Raw genomic sequence first — 17,344 nt, 5'->3', positions numbered from 1 at the left:
TGGCGGCAGAGCCCCAAGGGAGCATTCCGAATGATCGAGGAAGGCAAGATTTTCATCGGCGCGAGCCGCAATCCCGATGACAGCATCAACAAGCCGGAATATCTCGACCTGAAATTCGGCAATCGCCACGGCCTCGTCACCGGCGCAACCGGCACCGGCAAGACGGTGACGCTGCAGGTGCTGGCCGAAGGTTTCTCCCGGGCCGGCGTTCCGGTGTTTGCGGCCGATATCAAGGGCGACCTTTCCGGCATCGCCGCCAAGGGCGAGCCGAAGGATTTCCTGACGAAACGCGCCGAGCAGATCGGCTTTGCCGACTACGAATTCGACCAGTTTCCGGTGATCTTCTGGGATCTGTTCGGGGAGAAGGGCCACCGGGTGCGCACCACCATCGCCGAGATGGGACCGCTGCTGCTCGCCCGCCTGATGGATGCCTCCGAACCGCAGGAAGGGGTCATCAACATCGCCTTCAAGATCGCCGACGAGGGCGGGCTGCCGTTGCTCGACCTCAAGGATTTCAGCTCGCTGCTCAACTATATGGGCGAGAACGCCAGCCAACTTTCCAACCAGTACGGGCTGATCTCCAAGGCGTCGGTCGGCTCGATCCAGCGGGCGCTGCTCGTTCTCGAACAGCAGGGTGCGGAGCACTTCTTCGGCGAACCGGCGCTGAAGATCACCGACATCATGCGCACCAACAATAATGGCTACGGCCAGATCTCGGTGCTGGCCGCCGACAAGCTGATGATGAATCCGCGGCTTTACGCCACCTTCCTGCTCTGGCTGCTTTCCGAGCTCTTCGAGGAATTGCCCGAGGTGGGCGATCCCGACAAGCCGAAGCTCGTCTTCTTCTTCGACGAGGCGCATCTGCTCTTCAACGACGCGCCGAAGGTGCTGACCGAACGCGTCGAGCAGGTGGTGCGGCTGATCCGCTCCAAGGGCGTCGGGGTCTACTTCGTGACGCAGAACCCGCTCGACGTGCCGGAAACGGTGCTCGCCCAGCTCGGCAACCGGGCGCAGCATGCGCTTCGCGCCTATTCGCCGCGCGAGCAGAAGGCGGTGAGGACGGCGGCCGATACATTCCGTGCGAATCCGGCCTTCGATTGCGCCACCGTCATCACCAATCTCGGCACCGGCGAGGCGCTAGTCTCGACGCTGGAGGCCAAGGGCGCGCCTTCGATCGTCGAGCGCACACTGATCCGCCCGCCATCCGGCCGCGTCGGCCCGGTGACGGATGACGAGCGCCGACAGATCATGGACAGGAGCCCGGTTCTCGGCATCTATGACGAGGATGTCGACCGCGAATCCGCCTTCGAGCTGCTGGCGGCGCGGGCAAAGAAGGCGGCCGATGCCGAGGCCGCCAAGCGAGCGCAGGAAGAAGCACCCCAGCAACAGGGCAACACGACCTCCGGCTGGAACCTGCCGGGCTTCGGCGGCGGCAATGACGACGACAACCAGGGCCGCGGCCAATCGCGCGGCCGGACGTCCGGCTATCAGCGCGAAACGGTGGTGGAAGCGGCGATGAAGAGCGTGGCGCGCACGGTTGCGACGCAGGTCGGCCGGGCGCTGGTGCGTGGGATATTGGGGAGCTTGAAGCGGTAAGTCTGCGGACTGCCGTAAGCCCCTCATCCGCCTGCCGGCACCGACCGGGGTCGAGCCACGTGTCTCGACCCGTCCTTCGGACCCCCGCTCGCGGGGCGAAGGGGAAATAGCCGCAACCTCTCCTTTCCTCGCTCACCTCTCGTAGGGCACGTCCCCTCGCCCCGTTTACGGGGAGAGGGTTAGGGTGAGGGGCAACTTCCCACGGCCTTCCCCCGAAGAATGCAAGATCGTTCTCCTTCTTGAACCTTCAGCCTTTATTCCCTAAATTATCTGCCATCGACCAATTCAACAGGATGTGTGCCGCAATGGATTTCAACCCGATCGCAACGCCAGTTCGCCTTGCCAACCGGGAAATCCATATCCATGCCTGCATCCATCACCCTCTCCCAAGTTTCGTGGTCCGCGCCTGACGGGCGGTCGCTTTTTTCCAATCTCGACCTGAGTTTCGGGACGGAACGGACCGGTCTTGTCGGGCGCAACGGCGTCGGCAAGACGACGCTGCTGAAGCTCGTCTCCGGTGAACTCCAGCCGCATTCGGGGACGGTATCCGTCAATGGCAGCCTCGGCGTGCTGCGGCAGAGCGTTCAGGTGGCGCCTGAGGAAACGATCGCCGATCTCTTCGGCGTGACCGATGCGCTCGCTATTCATCGCCGCGCCGAAGCCGGCGAGGCAACGACCGACGAGCTTGCATCGGCGGACTGGATGCTGGAGGCGCGCGTCGCCGCAGCGCTCAACCGGACGGGGCTCGACACACCGCCGGAGACGCCGCTTGCCGTGCTCTCCGGCGGGCAGCGCACCCGTGCCGGGCTTGCCGCGTTGATCTTCACGGAGCCGGATTTCCTGCTGCTCGACGAACCGACCAACAATCTCGATCGCAAGGGCCGCGAGGCGGTAATCGCGCTGATGTCAGGCTGGCGGGCCGGCGCCATCATCGTCAGCCATGACCGGGAACTGCTCGAAAGCGTCGATGCGATCGTCGAACTGACGTCGCTCGGCGCCACGCGCTACGGCGGCAATTGGAGCCATTACCGCGAGCGCAAGGCGCTCGAGCTCGCGGCGGCACAGCATGATCTCACTGAAGCCGAAAAACGCATGGCCGAGGTGGCGAGGAAGGCGCAGGCGACGGTGGAGCGTCAGGCGCAGAGGGACAGCGCTGGGCGGAAGACGGCGGCCAAGGGCGGCATACCGCGCATCATGCTCGGCGGCATGAAGGAGCGGAGCGAAACGACGGGCGGCGACAATGCCCGCCTCGCCGACCGCCGGCGCGCGCAGGCGCTGGGAGAGGCAACAGCAGCGCGCGAGAAGATCGAGATCCTCCAGCCCTTGTCGGTCACCCTGCCCCCGACCGGATTGCCCGCCAGCAAGATCGTGCTGAAGATGGATGGCGTGACATCGGGCTACCAGCCTGATGATCCCGTCATCCGCGATCTCTCCTTCGATGTGACGGGACCCGAGCGTATCGCGGTCACCGGCCGCAACGGCTCGGGTAAGACGACCTTGCTGGCGCTCGTTACCGGCGCTCTGAAACCCTGGGCCGGCACGGTCGGCGTCATGACCGCTTTCTCTATGCTCGATCAGAAGGTGAGCCTGCTCGATCCGTCGGCCTCGATCCGCGACAATTTTCGCCGGATCAATCCGCAGGCCGATGAAAATACCTGCCGGGCTGCCCTTGCCCGCTTCATGTTCAGGGCCGATGCGGCGCTACAGACCGTATCGACGCTCAGCGGCGGGCAATTGCTGCGCGCCGGCCTTGCCTGCGTCCTCGGCTCGGCACCGCCGCCGCTGTTGATCCTCGACGAGCCGACCAACCATCTCGACATCGACTCGATATCAGCGGTCGAGGCAGGACTGCGCGCCTATGATGGCGCGCTGCTGGTGGTCAGCCACGACGAGACATTCCTCAGGAGTATCGGGATCACGCGGCGGTTGGAACTGTCGCCAGCCGACCTGGGATAACTCCGGCTCATGCCTGCTGCCGGCCTCCGACGCGACGGTTCCGGCGGACGGCGACGATCAACGCGGTGACGCAGATCAGGAGTTCAAGAGCGAAAGTCCAGTGCAAGATGAAACTCACGACCCAATTGCTGTAGGTCGCCGGCACCGTCGTCAGCTCGAATTTCGACCAATCGAATGGCGCGAGCCAAAGCATCGGCGCAGCGACGGTATCCATAACCATGTGAAGCATGACGGCTGCGAAAAAGACGGCGGCCGTTGGAAGCCAGTCCGGCGCCAGTCGACCGATCGCCGGCAGGGCCGTGGCGGCGAAGCCGAGCCAAAAAAGCGGCCAGTGGGAGACATAGTCGTGATGGTGGACTTTACCGCCGGTCAGGAAAAAATAGACCATGTCGAAATCCGGCAATACGCTGCCGATCAAGGCTGCGGTCATGATGCCGGGTGCGGCGGACCGCTGCCGCGCGGCGCTCCCGAGAAGGTAGCCTGCCGGCAAATGGGCAATGAGCATGCGACTTATTCTCCCGGTCGGTCCCGAAGAATCCCCTATGCGCGGTTTATGGCTAGAATCGGCACAGGTCCGGCTCCCTTGCCTCTTTTCGCGGGCAATGTTATTGGAATCCCGCAACCTTTCGAGAAAGGAGGATCACGCAATGCAATATTATTTTCGGTTTAATCGCCAGCGTGGTCCCGTCAACGCCCTGCAAATGCGTTTGCAGGGCTGACCAGAGACCGTTTCTCGACATCTCTTCCTGGTCTGCCCTTCGTGGCCAATGTGGCGCCGTAGATGACAGCGCGCATTCCTCTCATTTCCCGGGCCCGAACCGCGCAATCCCGTGATGGCTGAACGCCCCGGATCGTGCGACCACCCGGTCAAGACCAGAGAACGATCATGACACTCATCAATATCCGCAATCTCGGCGTGACGCTGGGCAACCCCCTGTTTTCCAAGCTCAATCTCGTCGTCAATGCCGGCGACCGCATCGGCCTCGTCGCCGCCAACGGGCGGGGGAAATCGACGCTGCTTGCCTGCATCACCGGCGCGCTGGAGCCGAGCGAGGGCGAGATCACCAAGGCGCGCGGGCTGACCGTCGGCCATGTCGCGCAGAATGTGCCACCTGCCCTTTTCGACACGCCGTTCTACGACGCGGTGCTGCAGGCGTTGCCGGCCGATCAGGCCGAAAGCGAGAGCTGGCGGGTCGACGTGGTGCTGGAATCGCTCGACGTGCCGGAGGTCATGCGCGGCCGGCCGCTGAAGCAGTTGAGCGGCGGCTGGCAGCGGCTTGCCATGCTTGCCCGCACCTGGGTAAGCGAGCCCGACGTGCTTCTGCTCGACGAACCGACCAACCATCTCGACCTCGAAAAGATTGCGCAGCTGGAGGGCTGGCTGAATGCCCTGCCGCGGGACGTGCCGGTTATCCTGTCCAGCCACGACCGCGCCTTCCTCGATGCGACGACCAACCGGACGCTGTTCCTGCGGCCGGAGCAATCGCCGGTTTTCGCCCTGCCCTATACCAGGGCGCGCGCCGCCCTCGACGAGGCCGACGCTTCCGAAGCCCGGCGCTACGAGCGCGACATGAAGGTGGCGGAGCAGTTGCGCAAGCAGGCGGCGAAGCTCAACAATATCGGCATCAACTCCGGCAGCGATCTGCTCGTCGTCAAGACGAAGCAGCTCAAGCAGCGGGCGGAGAAGCTGGAGGATGCGGCAAAACCGGCGCATCTGGAGCGCTCGGCCGGCGCCATCCGGCTTGCCAATCGCGGCACGCATGCCAAGGTGCTGATGACGCTGGAGGATGCGGCGGTGACGACGCCGGATGGAACGTTGCTGTTCAAAACCGGCCGGCAATTCATCTGCCAGGGTGACCGCATCGTGCTGCTCGGCCTCAACGGCGCCGGCAAGTCGCGGCTGGTGTCGATGCTGAAGCAGGCGATCGAAAGACCGGAGACGGCGCGGGACAGCATCAAGGCGACGCCTTCGCTGGTGCTCGGCTATGGCGACCAGGCGCTTGCCGATCTTGCCGACACCGACACACCGATCGGCACAATCATCCGCCGCTTCGATGTCGGCGACCAGCGGGCGCGGGGTTTGCTGGCCGGCGCCGGCATGACGATCGACATGCAGGCAAAACCGATCGGCCAGCTCTCCGGCGGGCAGAAGGCCAGGCTCGGCATGCTGGTGCTGCGGCTGACGGAGCCGAACTTCTATCTGCTCGACGAACCGACCAACCACCTCGACATCGACGGACAGGAGGCGCTGGAGAGCGAGCTGATGGCGCATGAGGCGAGCTGCCTGCTGGTCTCGCATGACCGCAGTTTCGTGCGGGCGGTGGGAAACCGGTTCTGGCTGATCGAGAAGAAGCGGCTGGTGGAGGTCGAGAGCCCGGAAAGGTTTTTCGCTTCGGTGGGATCAGGCGTGTGATGGGCTACGGGGCGTGCCGCGCCGCCCCGTCCTTTGCGAGGGTTCGCAACAAATCTCAATGTTAAAGGACACTCCGCAACACCGGCGCGGGGCATGGTTTCTTGAGAGCCGAGTGTCGCAATCGCTCTCTCGGCTTTTCTTCCCATGAACACGAGGCATCTCCATGCATATCAGATTAGTCGCCTGCGCCGCCCTGACGCTTTCGGTTGCCGTTCCTGCCGTTGCCGCCGATCTCACCTATGAAACGCCGTCGGCGCCGTCCGCCGAGCAAGTATCTTCGGCCTATGACTGGTCGGGCTTCTATCTCGGCGCCCAGGGCGGATATTCCTGGAGCCAGGCAAAGATCCTCGGCTCGGATCAGGATATCGACAGCGGCACATCCGGCCTGCATGCCGGCTATAATTTCCAATCCGGAAATATCGTCTACGGCATCGAGAACGACTTTAACTATAACTTCGAGAAAAATGACAATGCGAACCTCGAATGGGATGCTTCCGGCCGAGCCCGAGTCGGTTACGCTTGGGACCGAACCCTGTTCTTTGCAACGGCAGGCGTGGCAGCCGGCGGCGGCAAGGTCGACATTCCCGCTGCCGGAAAGAAGGATGGCATCCTGATCGGCTGGACGGCCGGCGGCGGCATCGAACATGCGGTCACCGACAATATCCTGGTGCGCGGCGAATATCGCCATTCCGATTTCGGCAACAAGGACTTCGGCTCGACAATCGGCGATGTCGGCGCCACGCAGGACAAGGTCCTCTTCGGAACCAGCTACAAGTTCTGACGGAAAGGCAGCGGCGGCAGCCGTATGAGGGTCTTGCCGCACGCTGCCACGCCTAAAAACCTACCGCTTCGGTGCCACCAGGCAGAAGAAGGCGCCTTGCGGGTCGGTGGCCTGGATGATCCAGCTGCCGCCGGGGACTTCCATCGGGCCGTTGACGACCTTGCCGCCGCCTGAGGTGACACGTTCGATCGCGGCGTCGAGGGTGGGCACGATGAAATAATAGCACCAGAAGGTCATCGGCATGTTTTCCGGCTTGGTCATCATGCCGCCGGTCTGCCGGCCGTTATGGGCGAAAAGATAATAGACACCCATCGGGCCCATATCGAATTCGCTGTCCTTCGTCCAGCCGAACAGCTTGGAATAGAAGGCCAGCGCCTCTTTGCCATTGCCGGCATAGAGTTCGCGCCAGCCGATATTGCCGGGTGCGTCGAAGGCCAGTTCCGGCATGGGTTTCTCCATCGGCGCCGGCGTCATGATGCAGAGCACCGCGCCATGCGGATCGGCGACGACGGCGAAGCGGCCGATGGTCGGGATGTCTTCCGGCGGACGGCGGACCGAACCGCCATTGGCGGCGAAATCCTTGGCCGACTGGTCGACGTCGTCGACATCGACATAACCCGTCCAGTTCGGCGGAATGCCCTTGCCTTCGAGTTCAGCCGGAAATTCCATCAGGCCGGCAACGCCGATGCCGTTCGCCTCGAAGATCGTATAGGTGGGCATGCCCTCCATTTTCATTTCGGAGGTGGTCCAGCCGACGACCGAGCTGTAGAATTTCGCGGCAGCCGATGTGTCGGGGGTCATCAACTCGCACCAGATGAACTTTCCATGCGTCTCAGACATCATACTCTCCCTTTTCGACGTCCCTCTTCGGAGGCCTCTCTGCGAGGCCCCTTTCTCGAGGTTGAACGCCGCGATTGTCAGATCTTGCGGGCGTAATGTGCTTCCATGAACTGCTTCCAGGAGCCGTCCGGCTGCTTGGCGCTGGAGACGAAGGTGCGGTTATCGGCGGCGTCGAAGATGATCTGCTCGCGGTAGTCGGCAAGCCCATCGCCATTGAAGTCGGGGCCTGTGGTATAGAGGTCCAGCACATTGCCTGACGCGTCGACCTCGCCCTCATAGACCCACATATAGTCCATCATGCTGCCGATCCAGCTGCCGACATATTTGCCTTTTGCGTCGTTGTAACCGAGCGTCAGGATGCTGGTTGCCTCCTTACCATCAGGCATGCGGCCGGTCCCTTCGGCGACGAACCAGATGCCGTGCAGCGAGCGGACGGTCTCCGTCCAGGGCTCGCCGCCACTCATGTCGGGCGCGGTGACGGTCCAGTCGCCGACCAGTCTTTCCAGGAAGGAATGTTCCTTCAGCACTTCAGCGGTCTTCATCATCCTCTTCTCCCTTGAATGATGGTGGTGTTTGGTTTCCGCATTCTGTGAAAGTCACTTCGCGACTTTCCCGGCAAAACTGCTTACACTTTTCGGCATCATGCTCCGGCTCAGTGACAGCAGGATGGCGCCTTGGCGGCCTCCTCATATTCGTCGTGGCGGCGCACGAAATTCATCGTGCTGTCCTCGTTGCGGCCCTTCGGCGCGCGGTCGAGGATCATCAGGGTGCCGATCAGTTCTTCCGGCCCGCGGGCATAACTCGAATAGGTATGGAAGACCTCGCCCTTGTCGTTGCGGTAGAAAGCGCTGAGGCCCGGCAGTTCGTCATTGGCATCAGCCGGCTGCATAAGTGTGAAATTGTAAAAGACCTTGTCTTTGGCAAGATCCTTGGGGCTGAAAGATACGTGATAATCGAAATTGAAATCGCTGCCGAAGGACGAAACCCAGGGAAATTGCCAACCCATGCGCTGTTTGTAGGCGGCGATCTTGTCGAGCGGCGCGCGTGAAACGGCGACCCAGGTGACGTCGTGATGGTTCAGATGCGGCAGGGCGCCATCGACATGATCGGACAGGAAGGAGCAGCCGGTGCAGCCGGCATCCCAATCCGGGCCAAGCATGAAATGGTAGATCAGCAACTGGCTGCGGCCATCGAAGAGATCGGCGAGCGTCTTCCTGCCGTCGGGCGTTTCGAAGACATAATCGTTGTCGACCTTCACCCAGGGCAGCGCCAGGCGGGCGGCGTTGACGCTGTCGCGCAGCCGCGTCGCCTCCTTCTCCTTTGCCAGCAGGGCACGGCGGGCTTCGAGCCACTCTTCGCGGGACACAACTTCATTCTGCATGGAATGCGCCCTCCTCCGGCGCCTGCCGGTGAAGCCGGCTCATCTCCTTCTCCTTGACTAAATACATTGATATCAATAGAAATGGAGCATGTCAAATTCGATCGAGATTCCTTTTTCCACGACGCTGATGGTGCGCGACACCTGCCTCTGCCTGCATGTGCAGCGGGCAGCACGCGCGCTTGCCCGGCTGTTCGACGATGCGCTGAGGCCGGCCGGACTGACCAACGGGCAATTTTCGCTGATGATGTCGCTGAACCGGCCGGAGCCGCCGCCGATGGGGCCGGTCGCAGCCCTGCTCGCCATGGACCAGACGACGCTGACGGCGGCGCTGAAGCCGCTGCAGCGCAAGGGCTGGGTAACGGTGATGGAGAACCCCAGAGACAGGCGCGGCCGGCTGCTGAGCCTCACCCCTGAGGGCAAGGCGGTACTGGCAAAGGCGCTGCCGATCTGGGAAAGCACACATGCGATGATCGACGGAAAGCTGCCAGAAGGCGGCGCCGCCCGGCTGCGGCAGGAACTGCAGGCGCTGTCATGAATGACGATGGAAACGCCGGGGCCGGCCGGGCTGAACGCCGACCTCGTCACGGCGGACGGGCAACGGACGAATAGAGCAAGCCGATGGCGATCCAGCTCGCTCCGATGGCTGCCCCTCACCCTAACCCTCTCCCCGTAAAAACGGGGAGAGGGAACGTGCCCCGCGAGAGGCCTGTGGGGAACGGAGAGGTCGCGGCATATCCCCTTCGCCCCGCGAGCGGGGAGAAGGTGGCGGCAGCCGGATGAGGGGCTGACCTCACCGATTTCCTGGGCTGGGCTGTACTGCGTTCGTCTCAGGAGCAGAAGCGCGAGGGTGTCCGGTCGAAGACAGAAGCTGCTCCCGCACGTTTGCTGGGAATTGCCCCGATCAGGCGACTGTGACCGGGACCTCGGTCGAGGTGCGCATCGCATGGCTGTAGGGGCAGACGATGTGGGCTGCGGCTGCGAGCTTTTCAGCGGTTTCGCGGTCGAGACCCGGGATGTTGACCGTCAGCGCCACTTCAATGCCGAAGCCGCCGCCATCTTCACGCGGGCCGATGCCGACCTTGGCGGAGACTGTCGTGTCCTCGGGAATCTTGACCTTCTGCTGGCCCGCGACAAATTTCAATGCACCGAGGAAGCAGGCGGAGTAGCCGGCGGCGAAAAGCTGTTCGGGATTGGTGCCGGTCGCGCCGTCACCACCGAGTTCCTTGGGAACGGTCAGCGTCACGTCCAGAACGCCGTTTTCGGAAACGGCGCGGCCCGCGCGGCCGCCGGTGGCAGAGGCTTTGGTCGTATAGAGAATAGGCATGACAATCTCCTTTGGTTGGCCCTTCGATCGGGTTGGACTTTTATTATCGCACAATTAAATTGTACGCAAGTGAATTTTGCAAATTGCATTTCGGATTCGAAAAGAGGACAATCAGGCTTCAGGGATAATAGATATGAGAGCGCAAACGACGAAGACGATGGAGATACCGCAAGAGGAGAAGCGGCTGGAAAAGCAGTTGTGCTTCGCGGTCTACGCGACGGCGCATGCTTTCACCCGCGCCTACAAGCCCATCCTCGACAGGGTCGGACTGACCTATCCGCAATATCTGGTGATGCTGGTGCTGTGGGAACGCGGCGAACTGCCGGTCAAGACGATCGGCGAGCAGCTGGATCTCGATTCCGGCACGCTATCGCCGCTGTTGAAACGGCTGGAACAGAGCGGGCTGATCAAGCGCATCCGCGACCTGCGCGACGAACGGCAGGTGATCGTGTCGCTGACCCCTAGAGGTGAGGCAATGAAAGGGGAGATCGATACGATCATGACGGCGATCGGGCAAGCCGCAGGCTGCACGCTTCAGGAAATGGCCGAGATGCGCGACATGCTGCATCGGCTGCGGGGCAATCTCGGGCGGGCCGGCACGGGCGGCTGAACGCATTCACCCAGTAGAGCCGGCACCCCGCTAGAGCCGGCGCGCGCGCCGCAAATCAGGGCCGCGGCTTGGCCGGTGACCGGCGCTTCTTTGCAGGCGCCGCCTTAGGTTCGGCCTCGGCCTCCTGCTGCAAACGCAGCGCCTTCAGCTTCTCCGTCTTCTTGTCACGGGCCGTTGCCTCGGCGGCGATAATGGCGCGCGCCGTGTGATCGGTCGCTTCCGCCTTGTCGCGAGACGAAAGCTTGGCGGGATTGAAGAATTCTCCCTTGGTGGCGGTCATGTGCCCCTTTCCCAGGTGATGGCGGCTTTACTGCATAGTTCCTCAAATCGGAATCGGTTCAAGGAATTATGCTGAAATTCAAGTGTTACAGCCTCCTTGCGCGTCTCGAAAAGACGCGCGGCGCTGTAAGCCATGGCTTCACGGCTGAACCGTGATTCCACGGTTGCGCCGTGATCCACGGTAGGCCGTGATGCCACGCCCGGAATTAGCGGGTGGGGCGCAGAACCTTCTTCGGTGCCGGCAGCAGACCTTCGCGCTGCAGCTTCTTGCGGGCGAGCTTGCGCTGGCGGCGAATGGCCTCGGCCTTTTCGCGGGCGCGCTTCTCGGACGGCTTTTCAAAGGCGCTACGCGCCTTCATTTCCCGGAACAGGCCTTCCCGCTGCATCTTTTTCTTGAGCACGCGGAGCGCCTGATCGACATTGTTATCTCTGACGAGTACCTGCAAAACGATATCCTTCCTGTTGCGGCGGCGAGGCCGCACTGTCCAAAAATAAAAAACCCGGAACTACTTCCCGATTTTGATGCTCGAAAACTTCAGCCAGGGCTCGGCGCCGTCGGACTTGGCCGCCGCCTCGGGGGAAGCCCTCGACGGAGATTCACCGGTATCGATGTCGGCCTCAGTGATGCGGCGCTCGAAATTCTCTGCGTCGAACTGGACGCGATATTGCACATGCCCATGGTCGTTGGGCAGGATGCTGGAGATCCGGCACCGCTTGTCGGCTTTCGCCGTGCGGGTAAGGCCGGATTTCAGCACGATCATGTCGCCGACTTTATAGTTTGGTCTGCCCATTTCAGCGTCCCTTCGACTCTTCGGCTGCTCAATCGGTCAATCAGAACGACCGGGGGTCATTCAGGAACGACCGGGCATTCCGCAAAAGCCTGCGATCAAAGCAAAAAGGCCGGGCTGGTACCCGACCTCTTCCAGTCACTCAGCCCGCCGCCGGTATCGGTAGCTCGCTGCCAGTACATCCGTGGTCAGCTTGCTGCCAGCACATGGCCAGCCCGCTGCCATATTCATGGTCAGCAGAGGCGAATGACAAATCATGCGGCCTGAAGGTTGTCGGCCGAATTCTTGCCGGACTTCTTGTCGCGGACGAGATCGTAGCGGATCTTCTGACCTTCAACGAGTTCGCGCATGCCGGCGCGTTCGACCGCTGAAATATGGACAAAAACGTCCGTAGAACCATCATCGGGCTGAATGAAGCCAAAACCCTTGGTGCCATTGAACCACTTGACGACGCCTGAATTCATAACGATCTCCTTTTCAACCGTTTGTGTTCGCCTGCGGAAAGATATCCGACAAGCCGTATCGATGTTGAGAGGATATCTGACGGAGCGCTCAAGCGCGTGGACAAAGGTCGCAAGCAATTCGATACGCACCATGTAGGATATTTACCGAATTAAGCAATGGTATTTCGGAAAATAATTCTCTCGCGGGGGCAAAATGAAGCTCTTGCCCCAGGGGGAAGCACCCTTTTCCCCAGGGGCAAAGCACCTGCTTGCCGGAAAAAGCGATCGATCCGAGGCGGCCGGATTGCGGCCGCCTCGATGACGATTACTGCCAGACGACGATGGGCGCCTTGGTGGGAACGCGGTCGTAGAGATCGATGATATCCTGGTTCATCAGCCGCACGCAGCCTGACGAGACGGCCTTGCCGATCGAGCGCCAGTCGGGATTTCCGTGCAGGCGATAGAGCGTGTCCTCTCCATTCGAGAAGATATAGAGTGCGCGGGCGCCGAGCGGGTTCTTCAGACCCGGCTCCATGCCGCCGTTCTCGATCGAATATTTGACGAGTTCCGGCTGGCGGGCGACCATCTCGTTCGGCGGCTTCCAGCGCGGCCATCTCTGACGCCACTGGATGACGCCCGACCCCTGCCAGGCGAAACCCTCGCGGCCGATGCCGACGCCGTAACGCATCGCCATGCCATCGCCCTGGACGAGATAGAGGAAGCGCGACGGCGTATCGACGACGATGGTGCCGGGGGGCTGACCGGTGGGATCGACGACGCGCTGGCGATAATAGCGCGGATCGATCTGCTCGTAGGGAACGGCTGGAATGAGAAAGCCGCCGTCTTCGATGGGGCCATACATGACGGCAAGCTCGGCCCCACTCGGCACGCTCGACGCACCCGGGGACTGGAACAGGCGCATGGGCGAACGGTAAGTGATCGTCGTATCGCCTGATGTCACGGTGTTGGCTGAGGAGGCGCAGCCGGCGAGCGCGGAGGCTGCGGTCAACGCCGAAAAGGAAAGAAAGCTGCGGCGGGAAAGATGTCTATCGAAGCTCATGACGCGGGACTGATTTCCTCTGATGCGGGAAGCCGGACGAGACGCCGGGAAAACGGTGATTCGTCCGATGCCGATAACAACATCAAGAGATCTATCGGCTTGCGCCAAATAAACCATAGCTTCACGCAGACGTGTCGGCCCGGAGCAGACGATATGGGCCGCGCTGTTGCAGCGCTACATCACAACGATCTCGGCCTTGGCAGGAACGCGGTCGTAAAGATCGATGACGTCCTGGTTCAGCATGCGCACGCAGCCCGACGAAGTGGCCTTGCCGACCGACTGCCAGTCGGGTGTGCCGTGGATGCGATAGAGCGTATCCTGCCCGTCCTTGAAGATATACATGGCGCGGGCGCCGAGCGGGTTCATCAGCCCCGGATTCATGCCGCCATTCTCCGCCCCAAACGGGCGAACCTCAGGCTGGCGCGAGACCATTTCGACCGAAGGCGTCCAGCGCGGCCATTTCTGCTTCCATTGGATGACGCCGCGGCCCGACCAGGCGTAACCGTCGCGGCCGAGACCGACACCGTAGCGCATCGCCTTGCCGTTGCCCTCGACGAAATAGAGGAAATGCGCCTTGGTATCGATGACCACTGTGCCGGGACGCTCGGTCGTCTGATAATCGACCTCCTGGCGCAGGAACTGCGGCTGTACGCGGCTAACCGGGATCGCCGGCAGGGTGAAATCCTCGTCACGCTGCTGGCCGTACATCGCCATGTGCACGGGATTCGTAACCGGCAGGCCATAGGTCTGGTGGAACTGGGTCTTGTAGAGTTCGCGCGTCTGCGGCACCGGCTGATCGGGGATCGGCCGCACCCGGCGCGGATCGACGCCGGGCGGCTGATAGAAGACCGGCGAGGTTTCCTGGACGAAGCGGGCGGGCGAATCGGCGGCGACATCGGGAATGAGGATGTTGCAGCCGCTCAGCGACGCAACCGCAATCACAAGCCCGGCAAGCGGGAAGACCCGGCGCAGAAAATTCATGGAACCACCCTTATCAACGATCGGCGAGACAGCGATATCTGCCGGGACGATGGCATCTGCGGCTGGCGCGAGGCTGGCGTTGGGGTGGGAAAGGCAAGATCAGGAAACGATGAGCCCGCCGCCAACGGTGGCGGGATCGCGGATCAATCATCCGTCACACTTAATCGCTTTCGCCGGTAACGGCGAAACTCAGGCCGCCACTCCGTGAAAGAAGCGGATGCTCTGTTCGATCTCGGCCGGCAGCGCCGAGGTGTGATTGCCGGCGACGGTTTCCGTCTCGATATGAACGCCGGCGCCGCGGGCGCGGCGGGCCAGCAGATCGGCGCGATCGTTGAAATGCGGCTCCTCGGTGCCGTGGACAACGCGGACCGGGCATTTGAAGCTGTGGGCGTAACACAGCGCCGAACGCACCTCGAATTCATGCGTATTGCTATCGTCGAAGCGGATATCCTGCGGATAGCGGTTGAAGAAGCGGAAGGCGTCGGGGTTGCCTGAAATCGGTGCAGCGGCGCGGAATTTGTGGGTGGTCATCGCCGTCAGCATGGTCAGCGTGCCGCCGATGCTGTGGCCGGCGATGAAGAGGCGCTCGGGATCGACGCCTGGCAGATGCACAAGGCGTTCGGTGGCGGCGAGCACATCGTCGACCTCATCGTAGAAGCCGGAGAAATTGCCCATCTGGCCGTTTTCGCCGCGCAGCGACGGCATCATCACCACGTAACCGGCATCCATATAGGGCTTCATCAGCTGCCAGTGGCCGATGCCCATGGCATTGCCGCCGTGCAGGAAGAGCACGGCCGGCCTGGCGGCGCGCTCGCGCTTGTATTTCGAGACCCAGGCCGCCAGCTCCAGCTCGCCGTAACCGGAGCGGTAGAAGATCTTGTCGGCATCGGCAGGCGCATTCAGCGATTCGTATTTGTCGGGCGCCGGCCCCTTCTGCAACAGCTTGGTGCGGAAATGGTGGCGGACCTTGGCGTAGTCGTGCTTGGCAAGGCGCGGCTCGTCCGGGACATCGAACGCGGCCGCCATGCGCGGCAGGATAAGTGCACCGGCGAGACCCGCCAGCACGGCACGGCGCTGGAGGAAAAGGGAATTTCGTTCACGCGAGCTCATAACGCAGCATCCATCATTTCCCCGGCATGCAGAATCTGCACCGGAAGATCGTTGCCGCCAATACACATGCTGTTGAAAATATTGCCCTGCGTCATTTTGCGCAGGGCTTGCAACTTCACGCCGGCTTGGCCTCGATCATGGCGATCAGCGTGCGAAGCCGGTCGGCCTCGTAGGAGGGCTTGTCGGGGCGAAGGCGGGCGATGCGGGGGAAGCGCATGGCGACCCCCGATTTGTGCCGGGTCGAGCGGTTGATGCCCTCGAAGGCCACTTCGACGACGAAGCCGAAATCCTTGTCGGCACGCACGGCGCGCACCGGGCCGAAACGCTCGGTGGTATTGTCACGCACGAATTTGTCGAGCACCTCGAGCTCGGCATCGGTGAAGCCGAAATAGGCCTTGCCGACGGGCACCAGCTGTTCGCCGTCCTCGTCATCGGCCCAGACGCCGAAGGTGAAATCGGAATAGTAGCTGGAGCGCTTGCCGTGGCCGCGCTGGGCATACATCAGCACAGCATCGACGTTGTAGGGGTTGCGCTTCCACTTGAACCAGGGGCCCTTCATGCGGCCGGCCTGGTAGATGCTGTCGCGGCGCTTGATCATCACGCCTTCGATGACCGGATCGGGCGGCGTGGCGCGCAGAGTATCGAGCTCCTCCCACGACGAGAACGGCACGAGCGGCGAGAGGTCGAAACGGTCGTGCGGGGCGCGGTCGATGATCTCGGTCAGCCGATCGCGGCGATCGACATAGGTGCGGCCGCGGACATCGTCGTCGCCATCGAAGAGCAGGTCATAGGTGCGGATGAAGGCGGGGTAATCGCCAAGCATTTTTGCCGTCACCGTCTTGCGGTTCAGCCGCTGCTGCAGGTCGGAGAAGGTGCGGGTCGGGCTATTGGAGCGCGCGGTGCCGCCGACCAGCAGCTCGCCGTCGACGACGCCGGAAAAACTGATCGCGTCGAGAATATCGGGAAAGGCGCCTGATATGTCGTCGCCGGAGCGGGAATAGATCTTGCGCCTGTCGCCGGAGCGGGAGAGCTGGACGCGGATGCCGTCCCATTTCCATTCGGCGGCATAATTCACCGGATCGAGACCGGTCAGATCCCCCTCCTCCACCGCATTGGCGAGCATGACGGAGTGGAAGATCGCCGGGGTGGCCAGCACCGGTTTTTCGCCGCCACCCGCCAGCCATTCGAACAGCGTCTCATAGGGTGGCTGCAGGCCATGCCAGAGGGTTTCGATCTCGGTGACGTCCTTATCGCCGAGATCGGCCAGCGCCTGCTTGGCAAGGCGGGCGGAAACGCCGATGCGCATGGCGCCGGTGGCAAGCTTGATGAAGGCGAAACGGCCGGACGAATCCAGCCGGTCGAGCAGATCGCGGACGTAGCTGCGCACTTCGGTGCGGCCGAGCGCATTCATGCCGGTGACGACCTCGCCGAGACGCGGCTGGGCGAGCGCCGAGCGGTCGATATCCCTCTCATTGTCCCAGACGAGCGAGATGGTTTCGGCAAGATCGCCGACATAATCATAGGAATAACGGAACAGCACCTCGTCCATGCGCTCCAGCACCAGCTCACGCAGCATGGCGGGCTTGACGTTGCGCACCTCCAGCGTGCCGGCGATGGCGGCAAGGCCGTAGCCGCGGTCAGGGTCCGGCGTGTCGCGGAAATAGTCGGTCAGCAGCTTCAGCTTGCCGTTGCGGCTGGGGGTGAGCACTAGGCGATCGAGGAGGTCGGCGAAGGCTTTCATGGGTGCCTCCTCCTGACTTGAAAAGAAGACCCCTCCCCAAC

20 protein-coding genes are annotated in these 17,344 nt (G+C 62.4%); 6 read left to right on the top strand and 14 right to left on the bottom strand.

Translation table 11 applies throughout. The features are described 5' to 3' along the window. The first annotated feature begins 30 nt into the window (after positions 1-30). Together GR198_RS26580 and GR198_RS26575 are read left to right on the top strand one after the other, a co-directional pair. Complete coding sequence (locus GR198_RS26580; RefSeq protein ID WP_164069779.1) at positions 31-1,596, top strand: helicase HerA-like C-terminal domain-containing protein; 1,566 nt, start codon at positions 31-33, stop codon at positions 1,594-1,596. A gap of 363 nt (positions 1,597-1,959) precedes the next feature. Beyond that, positions 1,960-3,552: an ABC-F family ATP-binding cassette domain-containing protein gene (locus GR198_RS26575; RefSeq protein WP_164069778.1), complete on the top strand. Its 1,593-nt coding sequence runs from the start codon at positions 1,960-1,962 to the stop codon at positions 3,550-3,552. A gap of 7 nt (positions 3,553-3,559) precedes the next feature. Here the strand turns inward: GR198_RS26575 and GR198_RS26570 are convergent, their stop codons facing one another. Further along, entirely contained in the window at positions 3,560-4,057 is a 498-nt protein-coding gene (locus GR198_RS26570; RefSeq protein WP_164069777.1) for a metal-dependent hydrolase, read from the bottom strand. Between the two features lie 381 nt (positions 4,058-4,438). On the opposite strand from GR198_RS26570, the gene GR198_RS26565 reads away from it, so the two are divergent. Together GR198_RS26565 and GR198_RS26560 are read left to right on the top strand one after the other, a co-directional pair. Continuing rightward, positions 4,439-5,965: an ABC-F family ATP-binding cassette domain-containing protein gene (locus GR198_RS26565; protein WP_164069776.1), complete on the top strand. Its 1,527-nt coding sequence runs from the start codon at positions 4,439-4,441 to the stop codon at positions 5,963-5,965. Positions 5,966-6,128: 163 nt separating this feature from the next. Continuing rightward, positions 6,129-6,746 (top strand): outer membrane protein, encoded by a 618-nt coding sequence (locus GR198_RS26560; RefSeq protein ID WP_164054815.1) that lies wholly within the window; start codon positions 6,129-6,131, stop codon positions 6,744-6,746. 60 nt (positions 6,747-6,806) lie between these two features. Here GR198_RS26560 and GR198_RS26555 read toward each other — a convergent pair whose 3' ends face one another. From GR198_RS26555 to GR198_RS26545, 3 genes are all read right to left on the bottom strand, one after another. Beyond that, positions 6,807-7,586 carry a VOC family protein gene (locus GR198_RS26555; RefSeq protein ID WP_029874306.1) on the bottom strand — a complete coding sequence of 260 codons (780 nt, stop codon included), beginning with the start codon at positions 7,584-7,586 and terminating at the stop codon, positions 6,807-6,809. Positions 7,587-7,663: 77 nt separating this feature from the next. Next, positions 7,664-8,131: a DUF1579 domain-containing protein gene (locus GR198_RS26550; RefSeq protein ID WP_029874307.1), complete on the bottom strand. Its 468-nt coding sequence runs from the start codon at positions 8,129-8,131 to the stop codon at positions 7,664-7,666. A gap of 107 nt (positions 8,132-8,238) precedes the next feature. Further along, positions 8,239-8,967: a DUF899 domain-containing protein gene (locus GR198_RS26545; protein ID WP_164069775.1), complete on the bottom strand. Its 729-nt coding sequence runs from the start codon at positions 8,965-8,967 to the stop codon at positions 8,239-8,241. 88 nt (positions 8,968-9,055) lie between these two features. Here GR198_RS26545 and GR198_RS26540 point away from each other — a divergent pair, with 88 nt between their 5' ends. Beyond that, positions 9,056-9,502, top strand: a complete 447-nt coding sequence (locus GR198_RS26540; RefSeq protein ID WP_164069774.1) for a MarR family winged helix-turn-helix transcriptional regulator — start codon at positions 9,056-9,058, stop codon at positions 9,500-9,502. A gap of 366 nt (positions 9,503-9,868) precedes the next feature. On the opposite strand, the gene GR198_RS26535 is transcribed toward GR198_RS26540, so the two are convergent. Further along, positions 9,869-10,291 (bottom strand): organic hydroperoxide resistance protein, encoded by a 423-nt coding sequence (locus GR198_RS26535; protein ID WP_003546481.1) that lies wholly within the window; start codon positions 10,289-10,291, stop codon positions 9,869-9,871. A 124-nt stretch (positions 10,292-10,415) separates the two neighbouring features. Here GR198_RS26535 and GR198_RS26530 point away from each other — a divergent pair, with 124 nt between their 5' ends. Next, a complete protein-coding gene (locus tag GR198_RS26530; protein WP_164069836.1) occupies positions 10,416-10,901 on the top strand; it encodes a MarR family winged helix-turn-helix transcriptional regulator in 486 nt (161 codons plus the stop codon). Positions 10,902-10,956: 55 nt separating this feature from the next. Here the strand turns inward: GR198_RS26530 and GR198_RS26525 are convergent, their stop codons facing one another. The 9 genes from GR198_RS26525 to GR198_RS26490 all read right to left on the bottom strand — a co-directional run bounded on the left by GR198_RS26525 (position 10,957) and on the right by GR198_RS26490 (position 17,303). Then, on the bottom strand, positions 10,957-11,181 hold the full coding sequence (locus GR198_RS26525; protein ID WP_028741582.1) for a hypothetical protein: 225 nt from the start codon (positions 11,179-11,181) through the stop codon (positions 10,957-10,959). A gap of 205 nt (positions 11,182-11,386) precedes the next feature. Then, a complete protein-coding gene (gene rpsU / locus GR198_RS26520; RefSeq protein WP_003546477.1) occupies positions 11,387-11,626 on the bottom strand; it encodes a 30S ribosomal protein S21 in 240 nt (79 codons plus the stop codon). Between the two features lie 60 nt (positions 11,627-11,686). Then, positions 11,687-11,971, bottom strand: coding sequence for a hypothetical protein (locus tag GR198_RS26515; protein WP_012756578.1), 285 nt, complete (start codon positions 11,969-11,971; stop codon positions 11,687-11,689). 251 nt (positions 11,972-12,222) lie between these two features. Further along, positions 12,223-12,432 carry a cold-shock protein gene (locus GR198_RS26510; protein ID WP_003546468.1) on the bottom strand — a complete coding sequence of 70 codons (210 nt, stop codon included), beginning with the start codon at positions 12,430-12,432 and terminating at the stop codon, positions 12,223-12,225. 304 nt (positions 12,433-12,736) lie between these two features. Then, complete coding sequence (locus tag GR198_RS26505) at positions 12,737-13,471, bottom strand: L,D-transpeptidase (protein WP_003557650.1); 735 nt, start codon at positions 13,469-13,471, stop codon at positions 12,737-12,739. A gap of 174 nt (positions 13,472-13,645) precedes the next feature. Continuing rightward, the gene (locus tag GR198_RS26500) at positions 13,646-14,452 is read right to left on the bottom strand and encodes a L,D-transpeptidase (protein ID WP_025393749.1); all 807 of its coding nucleotides are present in this window, start codon (positions 14,450-14,452) and stop codon (positions 13,646-13,648) included. A 189-nt stretch (positions 14,453-14,641) separates the two neighbouring features. Then, on the bottom strand, positions 14,642-15,562 hold the full coding sequence (locus tag GR198_RS26495) for an alpha/beta hydrolase family protein (RefSeq protein ID WP_029874312.1): 921 nt from the start codon (positions 15,560-15,562) through the stop codon (positions 14,642-14,644). Beyond that, positions 15,559-15,681, bottom strand: coding sequence for a hypothetical protein (locus tag GR198_RS36160; RefSeq protein WP_261315219.1), 123 nt, complete (start codon positions 15,679-15,681; stop codon positions 15,559-15,561). Before GR198_RS36160 ends, GR198_RS26495 begins: the two co-directional genes overlap by 4 nt. Further along, positions 15,678-17,303: a cisplatin damage response ATP-dependent DNA ligase gene (locus GR198_RS26490; RefSeq protein ID WP_164046149.1), complete on the bottom strand. Its 1,626-nt coding sequence runs from the start codon at positions 17,301-17,303 to the stop codon at positions 15,678-15,680. Before GR198_RS26490 ends, GR198_RS36160 begins: the two co-directional genes overlap by 4 nt. Between the last annotated feature and the right edge of the window lie 41 nt (positions 17,304-17,344).

The sequence above is a fragment of the Rhizobium leguminosarum genome, from assembly GCF_010668065.1.
In the GTDB taxonomy this organism is placed as follows: Bacteria; Pseudomonadota; Alphaproteobacteria; order Rhizobiales; family Rhizobiaceae; genus Rhizobium; species Rhizobium leguminosarum_S.
The sequence above is the reverse complement of the archived record's forward strand: the minus strand, read 5'-3'. Positions and strand labels throughout refer to the sequence as shown.

Bases quoted from the DNA above. Each gene is read 5' to 3' on its own strand.
- GR198_RS26555 (WP_029874306.1), bottom strand. From the start codon at position 7,586: ATGTCTGAGACGCATGGAAAGTTCATCTGGTGCGAGTTGATGACCCCC.
- GR198_RS26490 (WP_164046149.1), bottom strand. From the start codon at position 17,303: ATGAAAGCCTTCGCCGACCTCCTCGATCGCCTAGTGCTCACCCCCAGC.
- GR198_RS26575 (WP_164069778.1), top strand. From the start codon at position 1,960: ATGCCTGCATCCATCACCCTCTCCCAAGTTTCGTGGTCCGCGCCTGAC.
- GR198_RS26505 (WP_003557650.1), bottom strand. From the start codon at position 13,471: ATGAGCTTCGATAGACATCTTTCCCGCCGCAGCTTTCTTTCCTTTTCG.
- GR198_RS26515 (WP_012756578.1), bottom strand. From the start codon at position 11,971: ATGGGCAGACCAAACTATAAAGTCGGCGACATGATCGTGCTGAAATCC.
- GR198_RS26560 (WP_164054815.1), top strand. From the start codon at position 6,129: ATGCATATCAGATTAGTCGCCTGCGCCGCCCTGACGCTTTCGGTTGCC.
- GR198_RS26500 (WP_025393749.1), bottom strand. From the start codon at position 14,452: ATGAATTTTCTGCGCCGGGTCTTCCCGCTTGCCGGGCTTGTGATTGCG.
- GR198_RS26495 (WP_029874312.1), bottom strand. From the start codon at position 15,562: ATGAGCTCGCGTGAACGAAATTCCCTTTTCCTCCAGCGCCGTGCCGTG.
- GR198_RS26525 (WP_028741582.1), bottom strand. From the start codon at position 11,181: ATGACCGCCACCAAGGGAGAATTCTTCAATCCCGCCAAGCTTTCGTCT.
- GR198_RS26540 (WP_164069774.1), top strand. From the start codon at position 9,056: ATGTCAAATTCGATCGAGATTCCTTTTTCCACGACGCTGATGGTGCGC.
- GR198_RS26510 (WP_003546468.1), bottom strand. From the start codon at position 12,432: ATGAATTCAGGCGTCGTCAAGTGGTTCAATGGCACCAAGGGTTTTGGC.
- GR198_RS26535 (WP_003546481.1), bottom strand. From the start codon at position 10,291: ATGCCTATTCTCTATACGACCAAAGCCTCTGCCACCGGCGGCCGCGCG.
- GR198_RS26570 (WP_164069777.1), bottom strand. From the start codon at position 4,057: ATGCTCATTGCCCATTTGCCGGCAGGCTACCTTCTCGGGAGCGCCGCG.
- GR198_RS26565 (WP_164069776.1), top strand. From the start codon at position 4,439: ATGACACTCATCAATATCCGCAATCTCGGCGTGACGCTGGGCAACCCC.
- GR198_RS26580 (WP_164069779.1), top strand. From the start codon at position 31: ATGATCGAGGAAGGCAAGATTTTCATCGGCGCGAGCCGCAATCCCGAT.
- GR198_RS26545 (WP_164069775.1), bottom strand. From the start codon at position 8,967: ATGCAGAATGAAGTTGTGTCCCGCGAAGAGTGGCTCGAAGCCCGCCGT.
- GR198_RS26550 (WP_029874307.1), bottom strand. From the start codon at position 8,131: ATGATGAAGACCGCTGAAGTGCTGAAGGAACATTCCTTCCTGGAAAGA.